The organism is Phormidium sp. FACHB-592 (assembly GCF_014695795.1).
Taxonomy (GTDB): Bacteria; Cyanobacteriota; Cyanobacteriia; order Leptolyngbyales; family Leptolyngbyaceae; genus Stenomitos.
Window position 1 is genome coordinate 177,654 of record NZ_JACJOZ010000044.1, and the last position, 17,882, is coordinate 195,535.

Annotated in this window: 13 protein-coding genes and 1 pseudogene; 9 read left to right on the forward strand and 5 right to left on the reverse strand. The window is 49.2% G+C overall.

The window, feature by feature from the left end; genetic code table 11:
* The first annotated feature begins 213 nt into the window (after positions 1 to 213).
* From H6F86_RS11915 to H6F86_RS11925, 3 genes are all read left to right on the forward strand, one after another.
* Positions 214 to 7,749, forward strand: coding sequence for a hybrid sensor histidine kinase/response regulator (locus H6F86_RS11915; RefSeq protein ID WP_190448808.1), 7,536 nt, complete (start codon positions 214 to 216; stop codon positions 7,747 to 7,749).
* 99 nt (positions 7,750 to 7,848) lie between these two features.
* Entirely contained in the window at positions 7,849 to 8,340 is a 492-nt protein-coding gene (locus H6F86_RS11920) for a hypothetical protein (protein WP_190448809.1), read from the forward strand.
* Positions 8,341 to 8,383: 43 nt separating this feature from the next.
* Complete coding sequence (locus tag H6F86_RS11925; protein ID WP_190448810.1) at positions 8,384 to 8,608, forward strand: hypothetical protein; 225 nt, start codon at positions 8,384 to 8,386, stop codon at positions 8,606 to 8,608.
* Positions 8,609 to 8,749: 141 nt separating this feature from the next.
* On the opposite strand, the gene H6F86_RS11930 is transcribed toward H6F86_RS11925, so the two are convergent.
* Entirely contained in the window at positions 8,750 to 9,037 is a 288-nt protein-coding gene (locus H6F86_RS11930) for a ferredoxin-thioredoxin reductase variable chain (protein WP_347240205.1), read from the reverse strand.
* 44 nt (positions 9,038 to 9,081) lie between these two features.
* Positions 9,082 to 11,010, reverse strand: coding sequence for a PP2C family serine/threonine-protein phosphatase (locus tag H6F86_RS11935; RefSeq protein ID WP_190448811.1), 1,929 nt, complete (start codon positions 11,008 to 11,010; stop codon positions 9,082 to 9,084).
* A 429-nt stretch (positions 11,011 to 11,439) separates the two neighbouring features.
* Here H6F86_RS11935 and H6F86_RS11940 point away from each other — a divergent pair, with 429 nt between their 5' ends.
* From H6F86_RS11940 to H6F86_RS11955, 4 genes are all read left to right on the forward strand, one after another.
* Positions 11,440 to 11,865: an NfeD family protein gene (locus H6F86_RS11940; protein WP_190448812.1), complete on the forward strand. Its 426-nt coding sequence runs from the start codon at positions 11,440 to 11,442 to the stop codon at positions 11,863 to 11,865.
* A gap of 75 nt (positions 11,866 to 11,940) precedes the next feature.
* On the forward strand, positions 11,941 to 12,891 hold the full coding sequence (locus tag H6F86_RS11945; protein WP_190448813.1) for an SPFH domain-containing protein: 951 nt from the start codon (positions 11,941 to 11,943) through the stop codon (positions 12,889 to 12,891).
* 345 nt (positions 12,892 to 13,236) lie between these two features.
* Complete coding sequence (locus H6F86_RS11950; protein WP_190448814.1) at positions 13,237 to 13,614, forward strand: hypothetical protein; 378 nt, start codon at positions 13,237 to 13,239, stop codon at positions 13,612 to 13,614.
* Positions 13,615 to 13,751: 137 nt separating this feature from the next.
* On the forward strand, positions 13,752 to 14,051 hold the full coding sequence (locus H6F86_RS11955; protein WP_190448815.1) for a hypothetical protein: 300 nt from the start codon (positions 13,752 to 13,754) through the stop codon (positions 14,049 to 14,051).
* 252 nt (positions 14,052 to 14,303) lie between these two features.
* Here the strand turns inward: H6F86_RS11955 and H6F86_RS11960 are convergent, their stop codons facing one another.
* Positions 14,304 to 15,011 carry a DUF3592 domain-containing protein gene (locus H6F86_RS11960; protein ID WP_190448816.1) on the reverse strand — a complete coding sequence of 236 codons (708 nt, stop codon included), beginning with the start codon at positions 15,009 to 15,011 and terminating at the stop codon, positions 14,304 to 14,306.
* A 268-nt stretch (positions 15,012 to 15,279) separates the two neighbouring features.
* Positions 15,280 to 15,482, reverse strand: a pseudogene (locus H6F86_RS33140) (methionine gamma-lyase family protein); the annotation flags it as partial.
* 194 nt (positions 15,483 to 15,676) lie between these two features.
* On the opposite strand from H6F86_RS33140, the gene H6F86_RS11970 reads away from it, so the two are divergent.
* Positions 15,677 to 16,669 carry a homogentisate phytyltransferase gene (locus H6F86_RS11970; protein WP_190448817.1) on the forward strand — a complete coding sequence of 331 codons (993 nt, stop codon included), beginning with the start codon at positions 15,677 to 15,679 and terminating at the stop codon, positions 16,667 to 16,669.
* A gap of 269 nt (positions 16,670 to 16,938) precedes the next feature.
* On the opposite strand, the gene H6F86_RS11975 is transcribed toward H6F86_RS11970, so the two are convergent.
* Positions 16,939 to 17,085, reverse strand: a complete 147-nt coding sequence (locus H6F86_RS11975) for a hypothetical protein (protein ID WP_190448818.1) — start codon at positions 17,083 to 17,085, stop codon at positions 16,939 to 16,941.
* Between H6F86_RS11975 and H6F86_RS11980 the strand changes: the two genes are divergently transcribed.
* A complete protein-coding gene (locus H6F86_RS11980; RefSeq protein ID WP_190448819.1) occupies positions 17,084 to 17,776 on the forward strand; it encodes a ferritin-like domain-containing protein in 693 nt (230 codons plus the stop codon). The two genes, H6F86_RS11975 and H6F86_RS11980, sit on opposite strands and share 2 nt — an antisense overlap.
* Positions 17,777 to 17,882 lie beyond the last annotated feature (106 nt).

Sequence of the window (17,882 nt, forward strand, 5' to 3'; positions counted from 1 at the left end):
ACAGTAGAGCAATTCAGGTGTGTTATGCGAACTGGCTTATATAAGCCTCGTTATATCGTTGCTGTCAGCCTGGATAGCGGCTCGCAAAGCCTCAAGCTAGACACACCACGACTAAGGTTTCCTGATCAAGACCCTGAGTGCGATCGATTTGGTAGAGCGTACCATGCCTTTCGGTAGCAATCATCATACTTTCCAGAGAGATAGGATACTGCCATGCAGCCTGAACAGCAACAGCGAATCATGGGCTACTTCATTGAGGAGGCAAAAGACCACCTCAATACGATCGAGCAAGGTGTGCTCAATCTGCAAAGCACCATCGAAGACCAGGAGATGGTCAACGAACTGTTTCGGGCGGCACACTCTGTTAAGGGTGGTGCAGCAATGCTGGGCTTAAACAGCATCCAGCAAGTATCCCATCGGCTCGAAGACTACTTCAAGATTCTTAAAGAGTCCCCTGTCAAGGTTGATCAAAAGCTCGAAGGTTTGTTTTTGCAAGTCTTTGATGCCTTGCAAGAGTTGGTTGGACAGCTCCAAGGACCGTTTGGATTGACTGATGAAACGGCTAAAGCGACTGTAGCTGGCGTTGAGCCAGTCTTTAACGCGCTAGAAACACATTTGAATGTGCTGGCAAGTAATGCTGCTCCAGCAACTGCGGCTACTGCTGCTAGTCGTCCGATCACCGTCAGCAGTCCTGCTGCCTCTTCCGCCCAACAGGATAGTGCGTTCGTTTTGCTATTCCAAAACGACATTCCTCTGCGTCTACGCGAGATGCTGCAACTGTTTAAACAGTCGGAGTTGGATGATGCCAACCGCCAACAGCTTCAGGATCTCTGTCGTCACTTGATCAGCATTGGTGATCAGTTTGACCTGCCCGACTGGTGTGCCTTGATCGAGATGTCAAGAGCCGCGATCGCTCATCGTGATAATGCCTATCGAATGCTGGCTCCAATTGTCATCAAAGACATTAAGCAGGCACAAGAACTGGTTCTCTCAGGGCGTGCGTCCGAAATTGTGCCGTGCGCTCAACTGCAAGCGCTACAGCCACCGACACCAATTGTTGAACCTGCGATTGACGACTTTGCTGATCTGCTAGCGGCTACAGATGATGCTGATTGGCTCACAGAGCCATCCACTGCAACGGCTGACGATGCTTTGTTTGCTGGAATGGATGACGCTGCGCCTGAAATCGATTTTGGCGATAGTTTTGACCTGAATGACAGTTTCGGCACAGTACCTGCTGAAGCCGATCACGCTGACCAAAATGGTCCCGAAGTAGGCATGGCAGAACTCAATAGCCTGGCAGACCTGTTTGAAGGCGAGATGCCCGACCTCGGTTCAACCTGGCAAGAAGAAGAGGTTATTGCTCTTCCTGCGGATGTGCGGGTCGTCAGCGCTAATGATACGACCGATATTGATACGGCTGCCGACTTTTCTGATCTCCTATTTGACGAGTCAGAAATTGGTCAGGAAGCGGCTTCGACCTCCTCTCAGGATGCGCTCACCGATTTGTTCAGCGATGATCTGCTGCAACCAGACGCGCTACCAAGCGAATTGATTGACGATCGCGCCCTTCCCACCAGTAGCGATGCTCAGGCTGATTTAGACGCTCTGTTTACGGGCTTGGACTCTACAGACTTGAGTGTTTCAGCGCTAACGGACACGTCTACAGATCAAGCCAGCAGTCTCTTTGATACTACCAGCGAGGCTCAAGCTGATCTAGACGATTTGTTGGCTGACTCAAGTGCCGAAGATTGGGGTGAATTGGGCGTAACGGATACACCAGCAGAGCAGAGCAGTACTGCCTTTGACAATATTTTTGGCGACTTGAACCTAGACTCTGAGATGGGTTCACCGGATGTTGTTGAATCAGACCTTGCCGGACTTATGTTTGACGATGCACCTGAGTCCGCTCCCCCCTTGGAGGATTTAGGTGGACTCTTTACTGGCATGGATGCCGAGCCAGACCTTACCTTCTCAGAGTTCCAAACTAATTCAGAGCTTCAGCCTGTAGAACTAAATCTGGACGATGTGGATGACCCCTTCACCACGGAACTGGATGAGCAAATGTTTGAGCTACCCCCAGTTCCAACCCTGCTTGAAACCACGATCGTTGATCCCTGGGGCGAACCTGACTCGGCTGTTGCTGATTCAGCTTTATCGTTTGACGAGCAGCCTGTGCTACCACTTGGTGACGAAGATCTCGCCACAAGCCCAACGAATACAGAGGACTTCGGCAATCAGTTGAGCGATGACGGCTTTATGCTGGAATCACTTGAGGGATTGTCTGAACAGGATGATCTGGACTTTAGCAGTCTGCTGAGTTCAACGGCTGAACAGCCGCCGAGCGACCCTCAACTTGAGCTGGTAGAAGATTTAGCACTAGAAGAACTGACGGATGACGGGCTTGAGCCATCGATCTCGTCTTGGCTCACTGATGACATACCGCCAGTTGATGAGACATTACCCGAAACTCTTTCAGCCGATGCTGATCTTGAATCTTTAGATTGGTCCTTACCCTCGGGGGAAGCAGCGCCACCGCTTGCCGATACAACATTCGAGACCGATTTTTCTGACCCATGGGCAGTGCCTTCGGCTCAGGAAGCTCCTAATACTTCAGATGCCTTTAATCTAGATGCTTCAGCGTTAGATGCTGAAACAGTTGAACTACCAATAGCGGATGACTTAGCAACGGATGCAGGGAGCCTTGCCTTCGACGAATTTGACTTCAACGAGTCTGACTTTGGCACTGCTGCCAGCAGCACTTCAGAAGCTGCTGACTTAGAGACTGGGCTGGACATTGATTTTGGTAGCTTTGGCACAGATAGCGCTCTGGATACAAATCTATTGGATGCATCAGACTCCTGGCTGGTTTCGGAGCCTTCAGAGCAGCTAACTGACCCAGTAGAAGCCCTTGGAGATCCGTTTGGTGAAGCACCAGACACGATCGCCGATTCAGCCGACTTGCTCAGTGAGTCCTTGCTCGATCGCTCTTTAGACGGGTCTGATATTACTGCCTTTGCTTTTGAAGCCTCATCAGAACCGCAATCTATCTCGCTAGATGACCTTTCAGCAACGCAGCCACTGGAACCAACGGATGCCTTAGGTGATTTCTTTGACCAGCCAAATCAATCGGATGAGAGCTTCGATCTGCCAGACGATCTGCTGACCATTGGCGTCTCATCAGAACCGCAATCTAGTGAGACAGCCGACACACTCAGCGACGAATTACTCGGTCTTACTGATTTGAATGGTCTAGATGATCTGGATGATTTGAATAATCTGAATGGTCTGGAGCCGATCGCGCCCTTAGATGAGAATCTTGCTCTAAACGATGATCTATTTGAGTTAGATGAGCCTGTGCTGACTAATGGTGCGGGTCAACAACCAGAGCCTGATCGTGATGCTATGGATTTTGACCTGTTTGCATCAACTGACACTGACGCTACTAGCACCGAGCTTGATGCGATCGCGGCGTTTGGTGAAGACGTTACTGATCCTGCTGCGAATGCTAGTGAAGCCAGTTTTGATGATGAGAGCCTGGACTTCGACTTGTTTGAGAGCGATGCTCTAGACAATACTGTTCCTTCTCAAGACTCAACGGCTGAAGCCAGTCTAAGCTTTAGTGATGATCTATTTGCCTCTAATGCTCCTGAAGACGTTGACATTAACCTCTCCCCTACTTCGCCAGCTACAGAGAGCTTAAACTTTGGCGATGCGTTGTCATTTGATCTCAGCGATCAAAACGGCACTAACGGTCTTGCTACAGAAAATGCTGAGAGTGAAAACTTTGCACTCGATTTCGAGAATTCTGGTTTCGATGCACTTGATTTTGATACCTTGCCTGCTGATAACGCGGCTGCAACAGACTCACTCTTTGAAGCCGCACCACCAGAGACAGCACCGTCAGACGCAGTACCCTCAGAAGCCGCTGCATTTGATTTTGATTGGGAAGACACCAGCAACAGCGTTGCCCTAGATAATACTGCTATAGAAAACGCTGGGAGTGAAGACTTTGCACTCGATTTCGAGAATTCTGGTTTCGATGCACTTGATTTCGATGCCTTGCCTGCTGATAACACTGCTGCTACAGACTCACTCTTTGACACTGCACCCTCAGAGGCAGCAGCACCGGAAGCTACTGCATTCGATTTTGATTGGGAAGGCACCAGCGACGAAAATATCGCCAGCGACAGCACTGTCACAGAAAACGCTGGGAGTGAAGACTTTGCACTCGATTTCGAGAATTCTGGTTTCGATGCACTTGATTTTGATGCCTTGCCTGCTGATAACGCTGCTACAGGCTCACTCTTTGACACTGCACCCTTAGAGGCAGCAGCACCGGAAGCTACTGCATTCGATTTTGATTGGGAAGGCACCAGCGACGATAACAGCACCAGCGACAGTACTGCTGCAGAAAATGTTGAGAGTGAAGCCTTTACACTCGATTTCGAGAATTCTAATGTCGACGCACTTAATTTCGATGCCTTGCCTGCTGATAACGCTGCTGCTACAGACTCACTCTTTGAAGCCGCACCCTCAGAGGCAGCAGCACCGGAAGCTGCTGCACTCGATTTTGATTGGGAAGCCACTAGCGACAGCACTGCCGCAGAAAATGCTGGGAGTGGAGACTTTGCACTCGATTTCGAGAATTCTAATGTCGACGCACTTGATTTTGATGCCTTGCCTGCTGATAACACTGCTGCAACAGACTCACTCTTTGAAGCCACACTACCCGAGGCGGCAGCATTCGATTTTGATTGGGAAGGCACCAGCGACAGCACTGCCGCAGAAAATGCTGGGAGTGGAGACTTTGCACTCGATTTCGAGAATTCTAATGTCGACGCACTTGATTTCGATGCCTTGCCTGCTGATAACGCTGCTGCTACAGACTCACTCTTTGACACTGCACCCTTAGAGGCAGCAGCACCGGAAGCTACTGCATTCGATTTTGATTGGGAAGGCACGAGCGACAGCACTGCCACAGAAAATGCTGAGAGTGAAGACTTTGCACTCGACTTAGAGAATTCTGGTTTCGATGCACTTGATTTTGATGCCTTGCCTGCTGATAACACTGCTGCAACAGACTCACTCTTTGAAGCCGCACCACCAGAGGCAGCGACACCAGAAGCCGCTGCATTCGATTTTGATTGGGAAGGCACGAGCGACGATAACAGCACCAGCGATAGCATTACCGAATTCGATCGCTTGATGGATGAATCAAGCGCGCCTGCCTCAACGAATGCCCTTGACGAGTTTGATGACCTACTTATTAATGAAAGCCAACCAGCAGGTGTTGGAGAACTGTCAGCTTTTGATAATCTACTCAGCGAAGAAACTGATGCGTTCAATGACCTGGACAGCCTATTAGCATCAGATAATGCCGCAGAAGATGAGTTTTCAGGTTTAGAGGCGTTTCTTGATCAAGACTCTTCAGCCGATGCTTTAACGGAGTTAGACGCTTTCTTAGCAGATAACTCTAGTTCAGATTTCTCTGCTGGCTTATCAGAATTGGGGAATACATCAAGCGCAGGGGAATCTGCGTCATCAGTGGATGACTTTGCTGAACTCGAATCCCTGTTACAAGATGATTCGTTTGAAGTGTCCGATACTGGCAACCAACGAGGTGATACAACCGTCACTCGCATCTCTGAGTTTGATGAGCTGGACGACCTGCTGAAAGATGCTGAAGAAAAGATGGGCGGCTCGCCAACGGTAAAGATTGCCCGTAGTGGCGTAGCGGCTCAGAATCGCCGCCCTACCCGCCCCGGTCGAGTCTTTAGTGAGCAGACGATGCGGGTACCAGTCAAGCATTTGGATAATCTCAGTAACCTTGTTGGGGAACTGGTGGTAAACCGCAACAGCCTGGAGGAAGACCAGGAACGTCTTCGTCAGTCGCTCGATAACTTGCTGTATCAGGTGCAGCAACTTAGCGACGTGGGGCAACGGATGCAAGATTTGTATGAACGATCGCTCCTTGAAAGTTCGCTTCTTGCTAGCCGCCAGAGCCACCGCAGCGCCTTTGGGGCATCAGCGTCAGCGCGTGAGAGTGGAGTCTTTGCTCAAACGGCTAATGCAACTGGGATTGAATACGATCCCTTAGAAATGGATCGCTTTACGGGTTTCCACAGCCTCTCACAAGAAATGATTGAGCTGATTGTGCGAGTGCGTGAGTCGTCGTCTGACATTGAGTTCATTGTGGATGAAACGGATCAGGTGACGCGGATGTTCCGTCAGGTAACTACTCAGTTGCAGGAAGGACTAACCCGATCGCGCATGGTGCCCTTTGCTCAAACTGCCGATCGACTGCCGCGTGCCGTGCGTGATATTGCAATGAAAGTTGGTAAGCAGGCAGAACTGAACGTCGAAGGGCGTGAAACGTTGATCGACAAGATGATTTTGGAACAGCTTTATGATCCAATGACCCATCTAGTGAACAACGCGATTACCCACGGCATTGAGTCGCCTGAAGTGCGTCGTGCTGCCGGCAAACCGCCTTCTGGACGCATTACCATTCGTGCGTTCCACCAGGGGAACCAAACCATCATTTCGGTCTCTGATGACGGTGCAGGAATCGACATCGATCGCGTTAAAGCGAAAGCAATCGAAAAAGGACTGATTACCGCAACCGAAGCCAGAAACATGGCGCGGTTAGATGTCTACGACTTACTCTTCCATGCAGGCTTTAGCACGAAGGATCAAGCTGATGACTTCTCCGGTCGGGGAGTAGGCATGGATGTGGTTCGTACCAGCCTGAGTGAAATTCGTGGTGCCATTAACACTGACTCCACTTATGGCAAAGGTACAACATTCACGATTCGGCTACCGCTGACGCTGAGTATTTCCAAAGCACTGTGCTGTATCAGCGATCGTGCCCGTATCGCCTTCCCAATGGATGGGGTAGAAGATATGCTCGACGTGCCGAAAGAACGCATTCAAACCAACGCCGAAGGGCAAGCCTGCATTCCCTGGCGTGATTCATTGTTGCCCCTGCGTCCTCTGAGTGAATTGTTATCGTACAGCCGTCACCTCAGTCGAGGTAATGTGTATGGCGGTAACCAGGAAGACGATATTGTGTCGATCGTCGTTCTACGCAGTGCTGGCAACTTCCTGGCGCTTCAAGTGGATCAAGTACTGGGCGAACAGGAAATTGTAATCAAGCAGCTAGAGGGACCGATTCCTAAGCCTGTTGGTGTTGCAGGGGCAACCGTGTTAGGGGATGGTCGTATCATGCCGATCGCTGACGTATTGGAGCTGATCGACCTCTCGCTGGGTCGCATTCGCAAGGATGTAGGCGGTTCGCTGTGGGAACAAGACGGCGTGAGCATGATTCAGGAAGCGCCGATCGCCAAGACCGAGCCAACTGTACTCATTGTGGACGACTCCATCACAGTACGCGAACTGCTATCTATGACCTTCAACAAGGTTGGCTACCGGGTAGAGCAGGCACGCGACGGTCAGGAAGCATGGGAGAAACTCCGCGCTGGGCTACCGTGCGATATCGTGTTCTGCGACATCGAGATGCCTCGCATGGATGGTCTGGAACTGCTCTCTCGTATCCAGAAAGACCCCAACCTTACGCACCTACCGATCGCCATGCTGACCTCTCGCGGTGCCGATCGTCACCGCCAGATGGCAGTCTCCCTTGGAGCCAGTGGTTACTTCACTAAGCCCTACCTGGAAGAAGCACTTCTAGATGCTGCCCAACGGATGCTAAAAGGTGAAGTCCTTATCTCCAACAGTAATGCTTAAGCTTGAGTACACTGTTTAATAGGGTAGAGATTGCTGAGGTATGGGTTTTAATGGAGAGCCGTACCTCAGCGAACTGAATTGCTTGACCGTCAAAGCCGTATGGCATCAAAAACAGCCTGGAAGCATTTAACCCACAGTCTTTTGTTCATTCCTTTAGTAGCAATCTGTTTAGCGGTTGGTGGCACTCTATTTTTGCTCCTTGTGACGAGTGCTGATTCATATCTTGCTAACAACCGTGTACTTAGCGAATACGAAAACGACCTTCGAGCGACCGAACATTCGCCTAACACGTCATCAGTAATGCTTCAGAGCAGAGTAACTCGCCCCCCTGGTAACGGACAGCACTGTTTTTACTTTGTGGGAGAGCTAAGACGCTATCAAGGAACAAGAGCTAGCATCCAGGCTTTTTACAATGACAAAGCACAAGTGGCGTTTGTACAGAATGGCAAAATTGGTGGCGTTATCCCAAGCGGCTTGAAACAGCTTGCTAATTGGTCTACATCTGCGGTAGACGAGAAGGGACTGTATCTGGTTTACACAATGGTTGGAGACTTTGAACATACTACAGTTCTTGATCTAAGGTGTCACTAACGCAATAGCTAGAGACAGTAATTTTCCTCTGTTACAAACAACTATGTTTAAGCATATTCGCTGGTTTACGCTCGCCCCTCCATCCGTTTCAGAGGCGATTGTCGCTTATGCGTTGACCCGCGATTTTTATCGTGAAGTAGAGTACCGCACCGAATTTGAGGACTACTGCGATTGGTACTACCGCACGGCAGCAGCAAATCAGGCAGAACTGCAAAAGATGCAGGGCGATTTCAATTTCTTCGACTGGTTCAATCGACGGCAAAGCTAGCACCACGATCGGACATAGCCTTCAAAGGTGTTTTTCTTGCAATAGAGCAGCAGTGGGGATGTTATGTATAACGTCACCGACAGAAGGTTTTGCACTTTTGAGCGATCGTTAACGATCAGTACCCACAGCTACTAATAACTGTTAAACCTGCTCTAGCTCACTCTGATGAAAATGGGCGCGGAATTTTTTGTCAAACTTGACGATATACGGCAGGTTGGCGCTGATCGGTCTACCGTGCAATTCCTGAAGCACCTGGATCACTTCCCCTTCTTGCCCCTTTAAGTCAAACGCTTCATTGCGATGCTCTGGATGATGGTAGACAACAACTGATGCCACCACGCGGACACGATTTCCAACTGGGAACGTTTCACCAACTTGCATAACTAAGGCTTCCTGGATAACAGCCATCTCGGCTGTCAGTGCATTCAATACTCTCGACAGTCTCTTATCTTTGCATAAGACTGCACCCCTTACTACGTCTGTGGAAACACTCGCTCACGAAATTGCTGAAAGCTGGTGGGGTTGAGCTGTGACCAGGCAGCTAACCCGATACCGCCGCCAAGCAACAAGAGAGCAATTAATCCAGCGCTCACAACTAACGATCGACGTTTACCGTTTGAGGGTGCAGCGTTTGAGCTAACGGGGTGGCTGGTTGCTGACGGTTCATCCTCTAGCAACGCCCTTGAGGCAGGCGACCATTCAGACTCGGTTCTACTGGTGCCGGAGCTTGGTAAGGATGGTTCTGGCAAGGCAGACGAAACGTTGCAGCGGAGGATAACAACAGATGTGTTGTCGTGACCGTTCTTTTGATTTGCCAAGCTAATCCAGTTTTTTACAGCTAAGTCTAGAGAATATTTGCCTTTAAGAGTGGCATCCGTGTATTCTGCCCATGCTTGTTCAACTAGTTCGTTGTCGCTGAGTCCATCAGAGCAAAGTAGCAACACGCCATCCTCTTCCAGAATAAAGCGCTGTACGGTTGGTCGAAGAAATTCGGCATCACGGGTGCCGATCGCCTGGGTCAGTGCCCCAGCATCGGGTCGTTGTAGTGCTTCGCGATAGAGCGATCGTCCCAGTCGCACTTCTCGCGCTGCCACATCATCATCTACCGTCAGCCGATGGCAGTAGCGAGGAGTCATCCAGTAGGCACGGCTATCGCCCACATTAACGAGATAAAGTTCGTGTCCGGTGGCGGCTCCGTCTATCGTCTGTTCCTCTAATGGCAGACGCTGTGCGACATGAAGTGCCATGACCAGCGTGGTGCCCATGCGGCGACGATCGGCTCGCCCTTGAGTATCATTCTGGCTAGCAATCAAGTTATTGACCACGCGCACTGAGGCTTCTAGCTGTTGTATCAGCAAGTCAGGGGCGACCAACTCTGTTTGTTCTGCAACCTCCGCTAGCAGTGCCTGTGCCTGAAGCTTGAGCGTTCGCACGGCTGTTTGACTAGCAACTTCACCGCCTTCATGACCACCAATGCCATCACAGACGATCGCCAACTGCGATGCTAATGCCTCTGCTCGATCCCTGCCCGTGATAGTAACGGGATAGCAGGCATCTTCATTGTGTGATCGTTGTGGTCCTGTATCGGTTGCGCCCGCAAGCTGCACCCGCAATGGCAGTTGGGCAGCCTGTATCATGAGCAATTGATTAAGTTGAGTCGTGATCGTACTAAGTGCCACGCCGTCTCGCATTTGATGGCACAATGCCCGCAACGACTCTGCCACGTCTGGCTTAGTATGAGCCACCCATTCTAGCCAGCGATTTGCTAGATCAGCCAACTCTGGAGCGGCAGTGGGTGTTGTTGCATCTGATGCAGCTAGCACGTCTGCATCGTTAAAGAGTTGACACAAGCGCACACGCCAGCCTTCGACCCGAATATTATTGGCTGCCAGCAGACTGGAAGCAACGCCCTGTTCAAGCAGCGGTGTCCAGAGTTCGAGTAGTTGCCACAGCCAGTAGACTTGACGTACTGCCGTTGCGTCCTTCCAGGCATGGGCGATCGCGGTGTAAAGCGTGCCCTTCTCATCTAACGGCACATTTTCGAGCAACAACAGAGTACCTGGCTGGACTGACTCTGTCTCTGGGCAAAAGCCATATACCTCTGGCACGCGTAGCCGATGGGGATAAAGATGCAGATACGGCAACACTGCCTCTGACCAGTCAAGGGGAAGCTCTGGTGGCAAACTGGGCTGTGTCTCTAGCCAAACCTGTGGTGCAGTGACGATATACCTACCTGCAACCTGCGACCCTACGGGAAACTGTTCTATGCCCTGCCCAACTGCCCAGAAGTAGCGGTAAATCAATGGTGTTTGGCACGATTCGCAGCTCTCAAGCCCGACCGCGTTTAGGGGCGCAGCACAGTTTGGGTTAGGGCAGCAAAGCTGTGGTTTGGAATCACTCATACGTTTACGGCAGATGGTACGTGCTGGTCTAAGAGACGGGGATGGAAAGGTGCAATCGCTCAGACAGCTCGCTATAACTGGGATTACACTGGCTATAGCGCTAGCAAAGACATCGTTTCAGAGCGTCATTGAGTTTATAGGCGCAGTGCAGAAAATAACGGAGCGTAAAGAAACTGAGCGTTCTGGTCACTGCTATACGTTTCGGGGAATTTTATAACAAGGCACTCTACAAGTAGCGCATCGTAGACCAATTTAGACTAATTGCCTATCAACTATAGGGTTGAATCGGCAAACGGACTCAATCGGTTTCTTAAGAAATTTGGCTTAAGAAATTTATCGCTTTGCTCCATCCGAAATGCAGTCTTTACAGCTTGGATCTAAAAGTAGCGATCGCGTTCAATTTCACTCACTTTGTCAGGAAATGGTTCTATGGCGCTGACTCCCACAATCATCTGGCTCATCGTTGGAACAGTTCTTTGTCTCGTCGAAGTAGTTGTGCCCACTGCGTTCGTTGCTTGTGTGCTAGGCATTAGCGCGTTAGTCGTCGCTGCTATCGCACACCTTGTGCCATTAGGCTTGCAGGTGGTGCTCTGGATGGTATTATCCCTGTCGCTTGTGTTCTACTCTCGCCGACTGGTGCAACACAGAGCTGCCCGTAAGTTTGATGCGACTGAAGCCGAAACGCTGACCGAAATTCTACCGGGGCAAAGCGGACGGGTGCGCTATGAGGGCAATTCCTGGGCAGCGCGCTGTGAAGATGATGAAGTGACGATCGCCCCAAACCAAAAGGTCTACGTGGTAGCACGACAGGGCACGACGCTGATTGTCATGCCACAACATCTGCTGCATTCCTGAAGTACCAATAGCCAACGTTGGCGAACGTACAAGTAACCATTTCAACTCACAATCACAAAAGAGGAGACAACCGCAATGTTTGGTTGGTTTTTAGCTCTATTAATCGGTGGTGGCGGTGTAGCACTCTCGTCCGCCAAAGTCATTCAGCAAGGCAATGAAGCTCTGGTTGAGCGTCTTGGTGTGTACGATCGCAAACTGGAACCCGGACTGAAGTTCGTCGTACCAGTGCTGGAGCGAGTCGCTTACCAGGGAACTATCCGGGAGCGAGTCCTGGATATTCCACCCCAGCCCTCCATTACCCGCGATAACGTGTCTATTACAGTAGACGCTGTAGTTTACTGGCGCATCATTGATATGGCGAAAGCGTACTACAAAGTACAGGACTTGCAGTCTGCGATGGTCAACCTTGTGCTAACCCAAATTCGTGCCGAAATGGGTAAGCTGGAGCTGGACGAAACCTTTACTGCTCGCTCGCAGATCAACGATCTTTTGCTGCAAGAGCTAGACGAAGCTACCGATCCTTGGGGCGTGAAAGTAACACGGGTAGAATTACGTGACATTATTCCGTCGCAAGCTGTACAAGAATCGATGGAACTCCAAATGTCGGCAGAACGACGCAAACGAGCTGCCATTCTAAACTCTGAAGGCGAACGCGAAGCGGCTGTAAACTCTGCTAAAGGCAAGGCAGAAGCGCAAGTCCTTGATGCCGAAGCCCGTCAGAAATCAGTTATTTTGCAGGCAGAAGCAGAACAAAAGGCGATCGTCCTGCGTGCTCAGGCAGAACGGCAAAATCAAGTCTTGAAGGCACAGGCAACGGCTGAAGCGATTCAGATTGTGAATCAATCCCTCAAAGCTGATTCCAGCGCTCCCGAAGCAGGCAAGATGCTCCTAGCGCTGAACTATTTGGATATGGGAACCACGATCGGCAAGAGCGATAGCAGTAAGGTAATGTTTATGGACCCGCGCAGCATTCCCGCCACGTTGCAAGGGATGTTGTCGATAGTAGATAACGGAAAAGAGGCTTAGAGAAAGGCTAAGGGCTAAAACTTGTCCTTTAGCTCTTGCTTTTATTTGTTGAACCACCGTTTCAGGGAGCGATCGTAAAACGTATTTGCGATCGCTTTAATGGTTTTATCGGTTGAGTTGAGGCATTGCAATGGACTTGAGTTAGGGACGATCGTGTTACTTCAAACTGTAGTGAGAGGCGATCACTTTGGCAAAGTTGGAGGAGTACTTAGCAAGAAAGTGGTAAGTTCATATCGGGGGAAGACTGTACAACTAGCTTCATTGTTTAATTCCGAGGAAGTTTGAAGTTTTTGTGACTCATGCGGGCAATCTAGGTAAGCTAGTTTGACAAGCAGAAGAACCGCTATGAAGCTAATTCATGTTCATGGGTTTTCAGAACTTGGGCAGGAATCACTTATCACCAATCAATATCGGAAATTTGCTAAGGAACTTCATTGGGATTTGGAGATCCAAGAGTTTAAGTGGAACACCTTAGAAGGAAATCCAACTAAACTAGTTGCCAATTTCCATGAGTCTGAGCGTCGCATTAAAGAAGTTGCGGTTCGCCTAGTAGAGGCAATTGCAGTCGAAAAAGAAGAAGTTATACTATCTGGTCATAGTCTTGGCGGTGCCATCCTACTAGAAGCATTAGAACTCCATCCCAACTTCTCAAAGCTTCATAGCGTAATCCTATTAGGTGTAGCTTATCCTCAAAAAATACACTCTCTCAAGTTCAAAACATAACCCCTCGGTATCACGCCTTGAACTATCATTCCCCTAGATGGAATTTAGTGCTGAATCAAGTCTATTTCAATGCAAGGGGGTGTATCGCAGTTAAAACCAATGGACTTTTGAACCCTGGTGTTTTTGAGAATATGAAAGTGAACTGCACTCATAGTGGACGTACTGGATATGCGCGTTTAATCTCAGGTATTATTGGGCTTCCAGCCCATCCTCAAGGGACTAAAAGTTCTAAAAAAGTGAAGAAACCCTGGCAGTCGATCGCCATTGGCAACACAGGTGATTGGGATAACATACATCACCTGGATGGACACATTGTGCAACGAAACTGTATAACAGGCTATTTTCGGGTTGTTGAAGCAGGTGGCGTTTATCGAGAGCGCTTCTATTCCAAATCTGTCATACCTCTTCTGGATGCGATCGAAGGATTGCCAAAATAACCAATCAGGAACACTCCATAACTTTAGCTGTATACAAATTTAGCTGTGTACAAAATTTTTTCTACTGAAACTTTCTGTAGAACTCTTATTTTTCGGCAGTTATTTCAAATATTGCTGTACAAGTTCAGCACAATTACCCTTAAATAGAATGCTTTATTTACTCGTGCATATCTAATCGCGGCTTCTAAAGCGATCGCCTTCTGCATAGCGATCGCTCTAGTGTTCTTATTAGCCAACTTACTGTGTGGCTTATTATTCAGCCATTTTGGGAAGAAACGAAAGATCAACCCAGTACTTCTTAGGATTCTCTTTCTCGATATAGACAGTAATTTGCTGGTTCGTAATAAATTCTGATGGGTCGTACCATATATTGCCGCTTTCAAAGACATGTATTTCCGAAGTAGACGGGTTCTGCCACTGCGTTATGACCTGGAAAGGATGCCTGTCATTCACTGATAGCATGGTGTTGATATCTACACTCTGAAATTCAGTCTTAATGGGGGTCCCTTGCTGTTTCAAATATTTTTCTTCACGTCCTTTGAGCTTAGGCACAGCGAGGAGAACAGCACCAACTGTGAAGAAAGCACTACCTAAACCGCCCAAAATGGTCGGAGCACCCCATAGTGAAAAAAAGCTATTAATCTCTGCTTTCTGGGGCTCTTCTGGTCGATAAAGAATCTCTACCGTTTGACCCTCTGAGTAACTTGGTGGGTTAGAGCTTGACGACGATGCAAATTCGATTTCTTTACCTTGTTGGTTAATAAAACGTACGGCTGGTCGATATGTTGTGGAGCCATCGGAGTAAGATGGTATCAGCTCTATCACCGTTCCTTCTGCTTTTATGGCATTTTTGAGGAACGCACTAGTATTTATGTATAGAAAGACTGTGCCTGCTAGCATACCAATACCAGTTGCCAGGAAAGTATATTTAACTAATTTCATTGGATCGACTGATTTCATCGTTTAACCTCAGTTGAGAACAGATTCAGCACTTTGGCTGCAACCCTAACTGTTGATACATCGGGCTTCTTTCAAAAGAACTTGACCGAGAGGGTTATCAGAACCTCGCTGTACAATTGGAATCAGCGGCTAATGGTTTTTTCCGCATAACACTGAAGGGTTTCTATTATCAGGACTGATTCCATGTAGTGTTACTGAGCGCAGTATAATTTCTCCTATAGTGCCCTTTACATAGGATTTGTTAACTGGGTGTAACGCCTCTAGTTCATCAATTTCGCCTAATTCTTTGCACTCCCTCAACAGATTCGATCGCGTCGGTTGTAACTTCGAGAGCGATCGCTCCACACGTCCAATAAGTGCCACCCTAACGAAAAACAACGTAGGGTTCTTGGAGTAGACATCAGCGGAAAATTTGGAGGTGCTGCCGTCGATAAAGGTGCCGCCTGCCAGCACCAACTGGCTTTCATAACCCCTTGCTGTGACCGGGATATTGCAGCTAAGTAGGGGGTCAAGATGGAAGCGCATCGCGGGCTGCCAGCAGGTTCCCTAATAGTACGTATGGCACTGTACGCCTGCTACCAGTATGACCAGACTGAAGCTACTAGACTTTGCGTAACGAAACGTCTACAGTCCAGAGTTTAAAGTTGCTTCTTTTAAGGGTACACATGAGCCGGACTGTCTCAAAACCTTCTCTTACCTCGCGTCAGTTTAAAAAGCATAGTTTGCTTCAACGCTATGCCCCCTGGCTGTATGCGTTCTGGAAGTTTTCACGTCCACATACAATCATCGGCACCAGTTTAAGTGTCCTCGGGCTGTATTTGCTGGCTGTTGCAGGTAGTGACACGGCGCTCGGCACTGCAACGAGCTTAGTCCCTGCCGACTTTTTTTCTGCTGTAACGGTGCTCTTGCCGCCTCTGCTCGCCTGTTTGTGCGGCAACGTGTACATTGTGGGACTGAACCAGCTTGAAGATATTGAGATCGATCGCATCAACAAACCAGACCTGCCGCTAGCATCGGGAGAGTTTTCGCGTCGGCAGGGCAGCATTATTGTGGCGATCGCGGGTGTATTAGCGCTGCTGTTGGCACTCTCACAAGGTCTGTTTTTGCTGGCAACGGTGGGGATAAGCGTGTTGATTGGCACAGCCTATTCGCTGCCACCCATCCGGCTCAAGCGGTTTCCAGTTTGGGCTTCGCTTTGCATTTTCACAGTGCGAGGGATGATCGTCAATCTCGGACTCTTTCTGCATTTTCAAGGTCGCTTACCGATTTTGCCCTCGGTTTGGGCACTGACCCTTTTTGTGCTGGTTTTCACGTTTGCGATCGCCATCTTTAAAGATATTCCCGACATAGAGGGCGATCGCCAGTACAACATTAAGACCTTTACGCTGCGTCTGGGGCAAGGGGCTGTTTTTCGTCTTGCGCTTTGGGTTATTACAAGCAGCTACTTAGGCATGGTTCTGGCAGGACTATTAGGGCTTCCTGGCAGCAATCATTTAGTTTTGGTGGTCTTTCATCTTGTTGCGTTGGGGTTGCTGTGGCTCCGCAGCACTCAAGTCGATCTAACTACGCAATCATCTATCAGCTCTTATTACCAATTTATCTGGAAGCTGTTTTTCCTTGAGTATTTGATGTTTCCGATCGCGTGTTTATTGGCTTAATTCAGTGTGCCTAGCGTGACGCAGTAACCAGCCTCCCGCCTTACGGAACCTTCGTTTTTGAATGCAGCAAGAGCTTGATTAAAGCTCCTATAAGACGAAAGCTAAGTTCGGTTTTGTGTGTAACAGATCCAAATTCAAAGGGATTGCGTATCACCTTTTGAATGCAAGTTCTTATGCGTCAATCTGGTTATCTATCAAAGCAGATTACGTGTGCATTATTGGCTCTGAAGAAGCAGGCTAAACGGTTTTAAGTACCGTTCGGCGATGAATTATTTGATTGTCAGGGCGATCGCTCTGGTTGGGAACGCTTTGTTTGCAACCAAAGTTGGTGCTGCCGTTAGACGCTCAGACGTGAGTTGCACGTGAGCCGATTCGTACACTACTTGTTCGTACACTACTTGGGAGAACACCAACATGGATCAGGAAAGAGAGATGCTGTCTGACGTAAGCGCCCGCCGTGTTAAGCATTGGTCGCGCCGCAATCTGCTACGAACAGGCGCTGTTGTCGGTGCTGCTGCTACCGCGATCGGCATTCCCGCAATAGTGAAGCAGGTTGATGCTGCCCCAGCCAAAAATACCAAAAACGCGAACAATGTCAACGATGCTAAGGTGCTAAACGGAGCGCTGTTTTACGAGCATCAAGCAATCTGGGCATACAGTTTTGCGGCGACTAAGTTGACCAGTACAGATGTGGGTAAAGCAGTGCTGGCTGTCGCCTTGGCAAACCAGGCAGACCACCAAAAACATCGTGATACTCTGGTAACCGTCATCAAGCAACTGGGCGGGACTCCTGTTGCAGCTCAAAAGCAGTACGATTTATCGTCTTATTTAAAGGCAGGTGAAGGCGCACTCGACTCTGATGTCAACATTGCAAAGCTGGCCTTGGCGCTCGAAACCGATGCAGCGATCGCCTATGGTCAAGAGGCTGCTAAACTCAAAACCCCAGCGCTCATTACCGCCGGAGCCAGCATTGGAGCAGTCGAAGCGTCTCATGCTACCTTGATTCGCTCTGCTTTCAAAGCCCTGGGGGTTGACCTGGCGATTATACCTGTTCCCTTTATCAGCGCTGATACGCGCAGTAACTGGGTACTAAGAAAGTGTTTGTAAATGCTGGTTAAGCAGGTTTCAAGTTCCTCGTTCGTCGGTTGTTTGTTAACCGCCTCAGCATCAACCGAATCATGACCACATAAACCATGCCTTCATGATTTTCAGG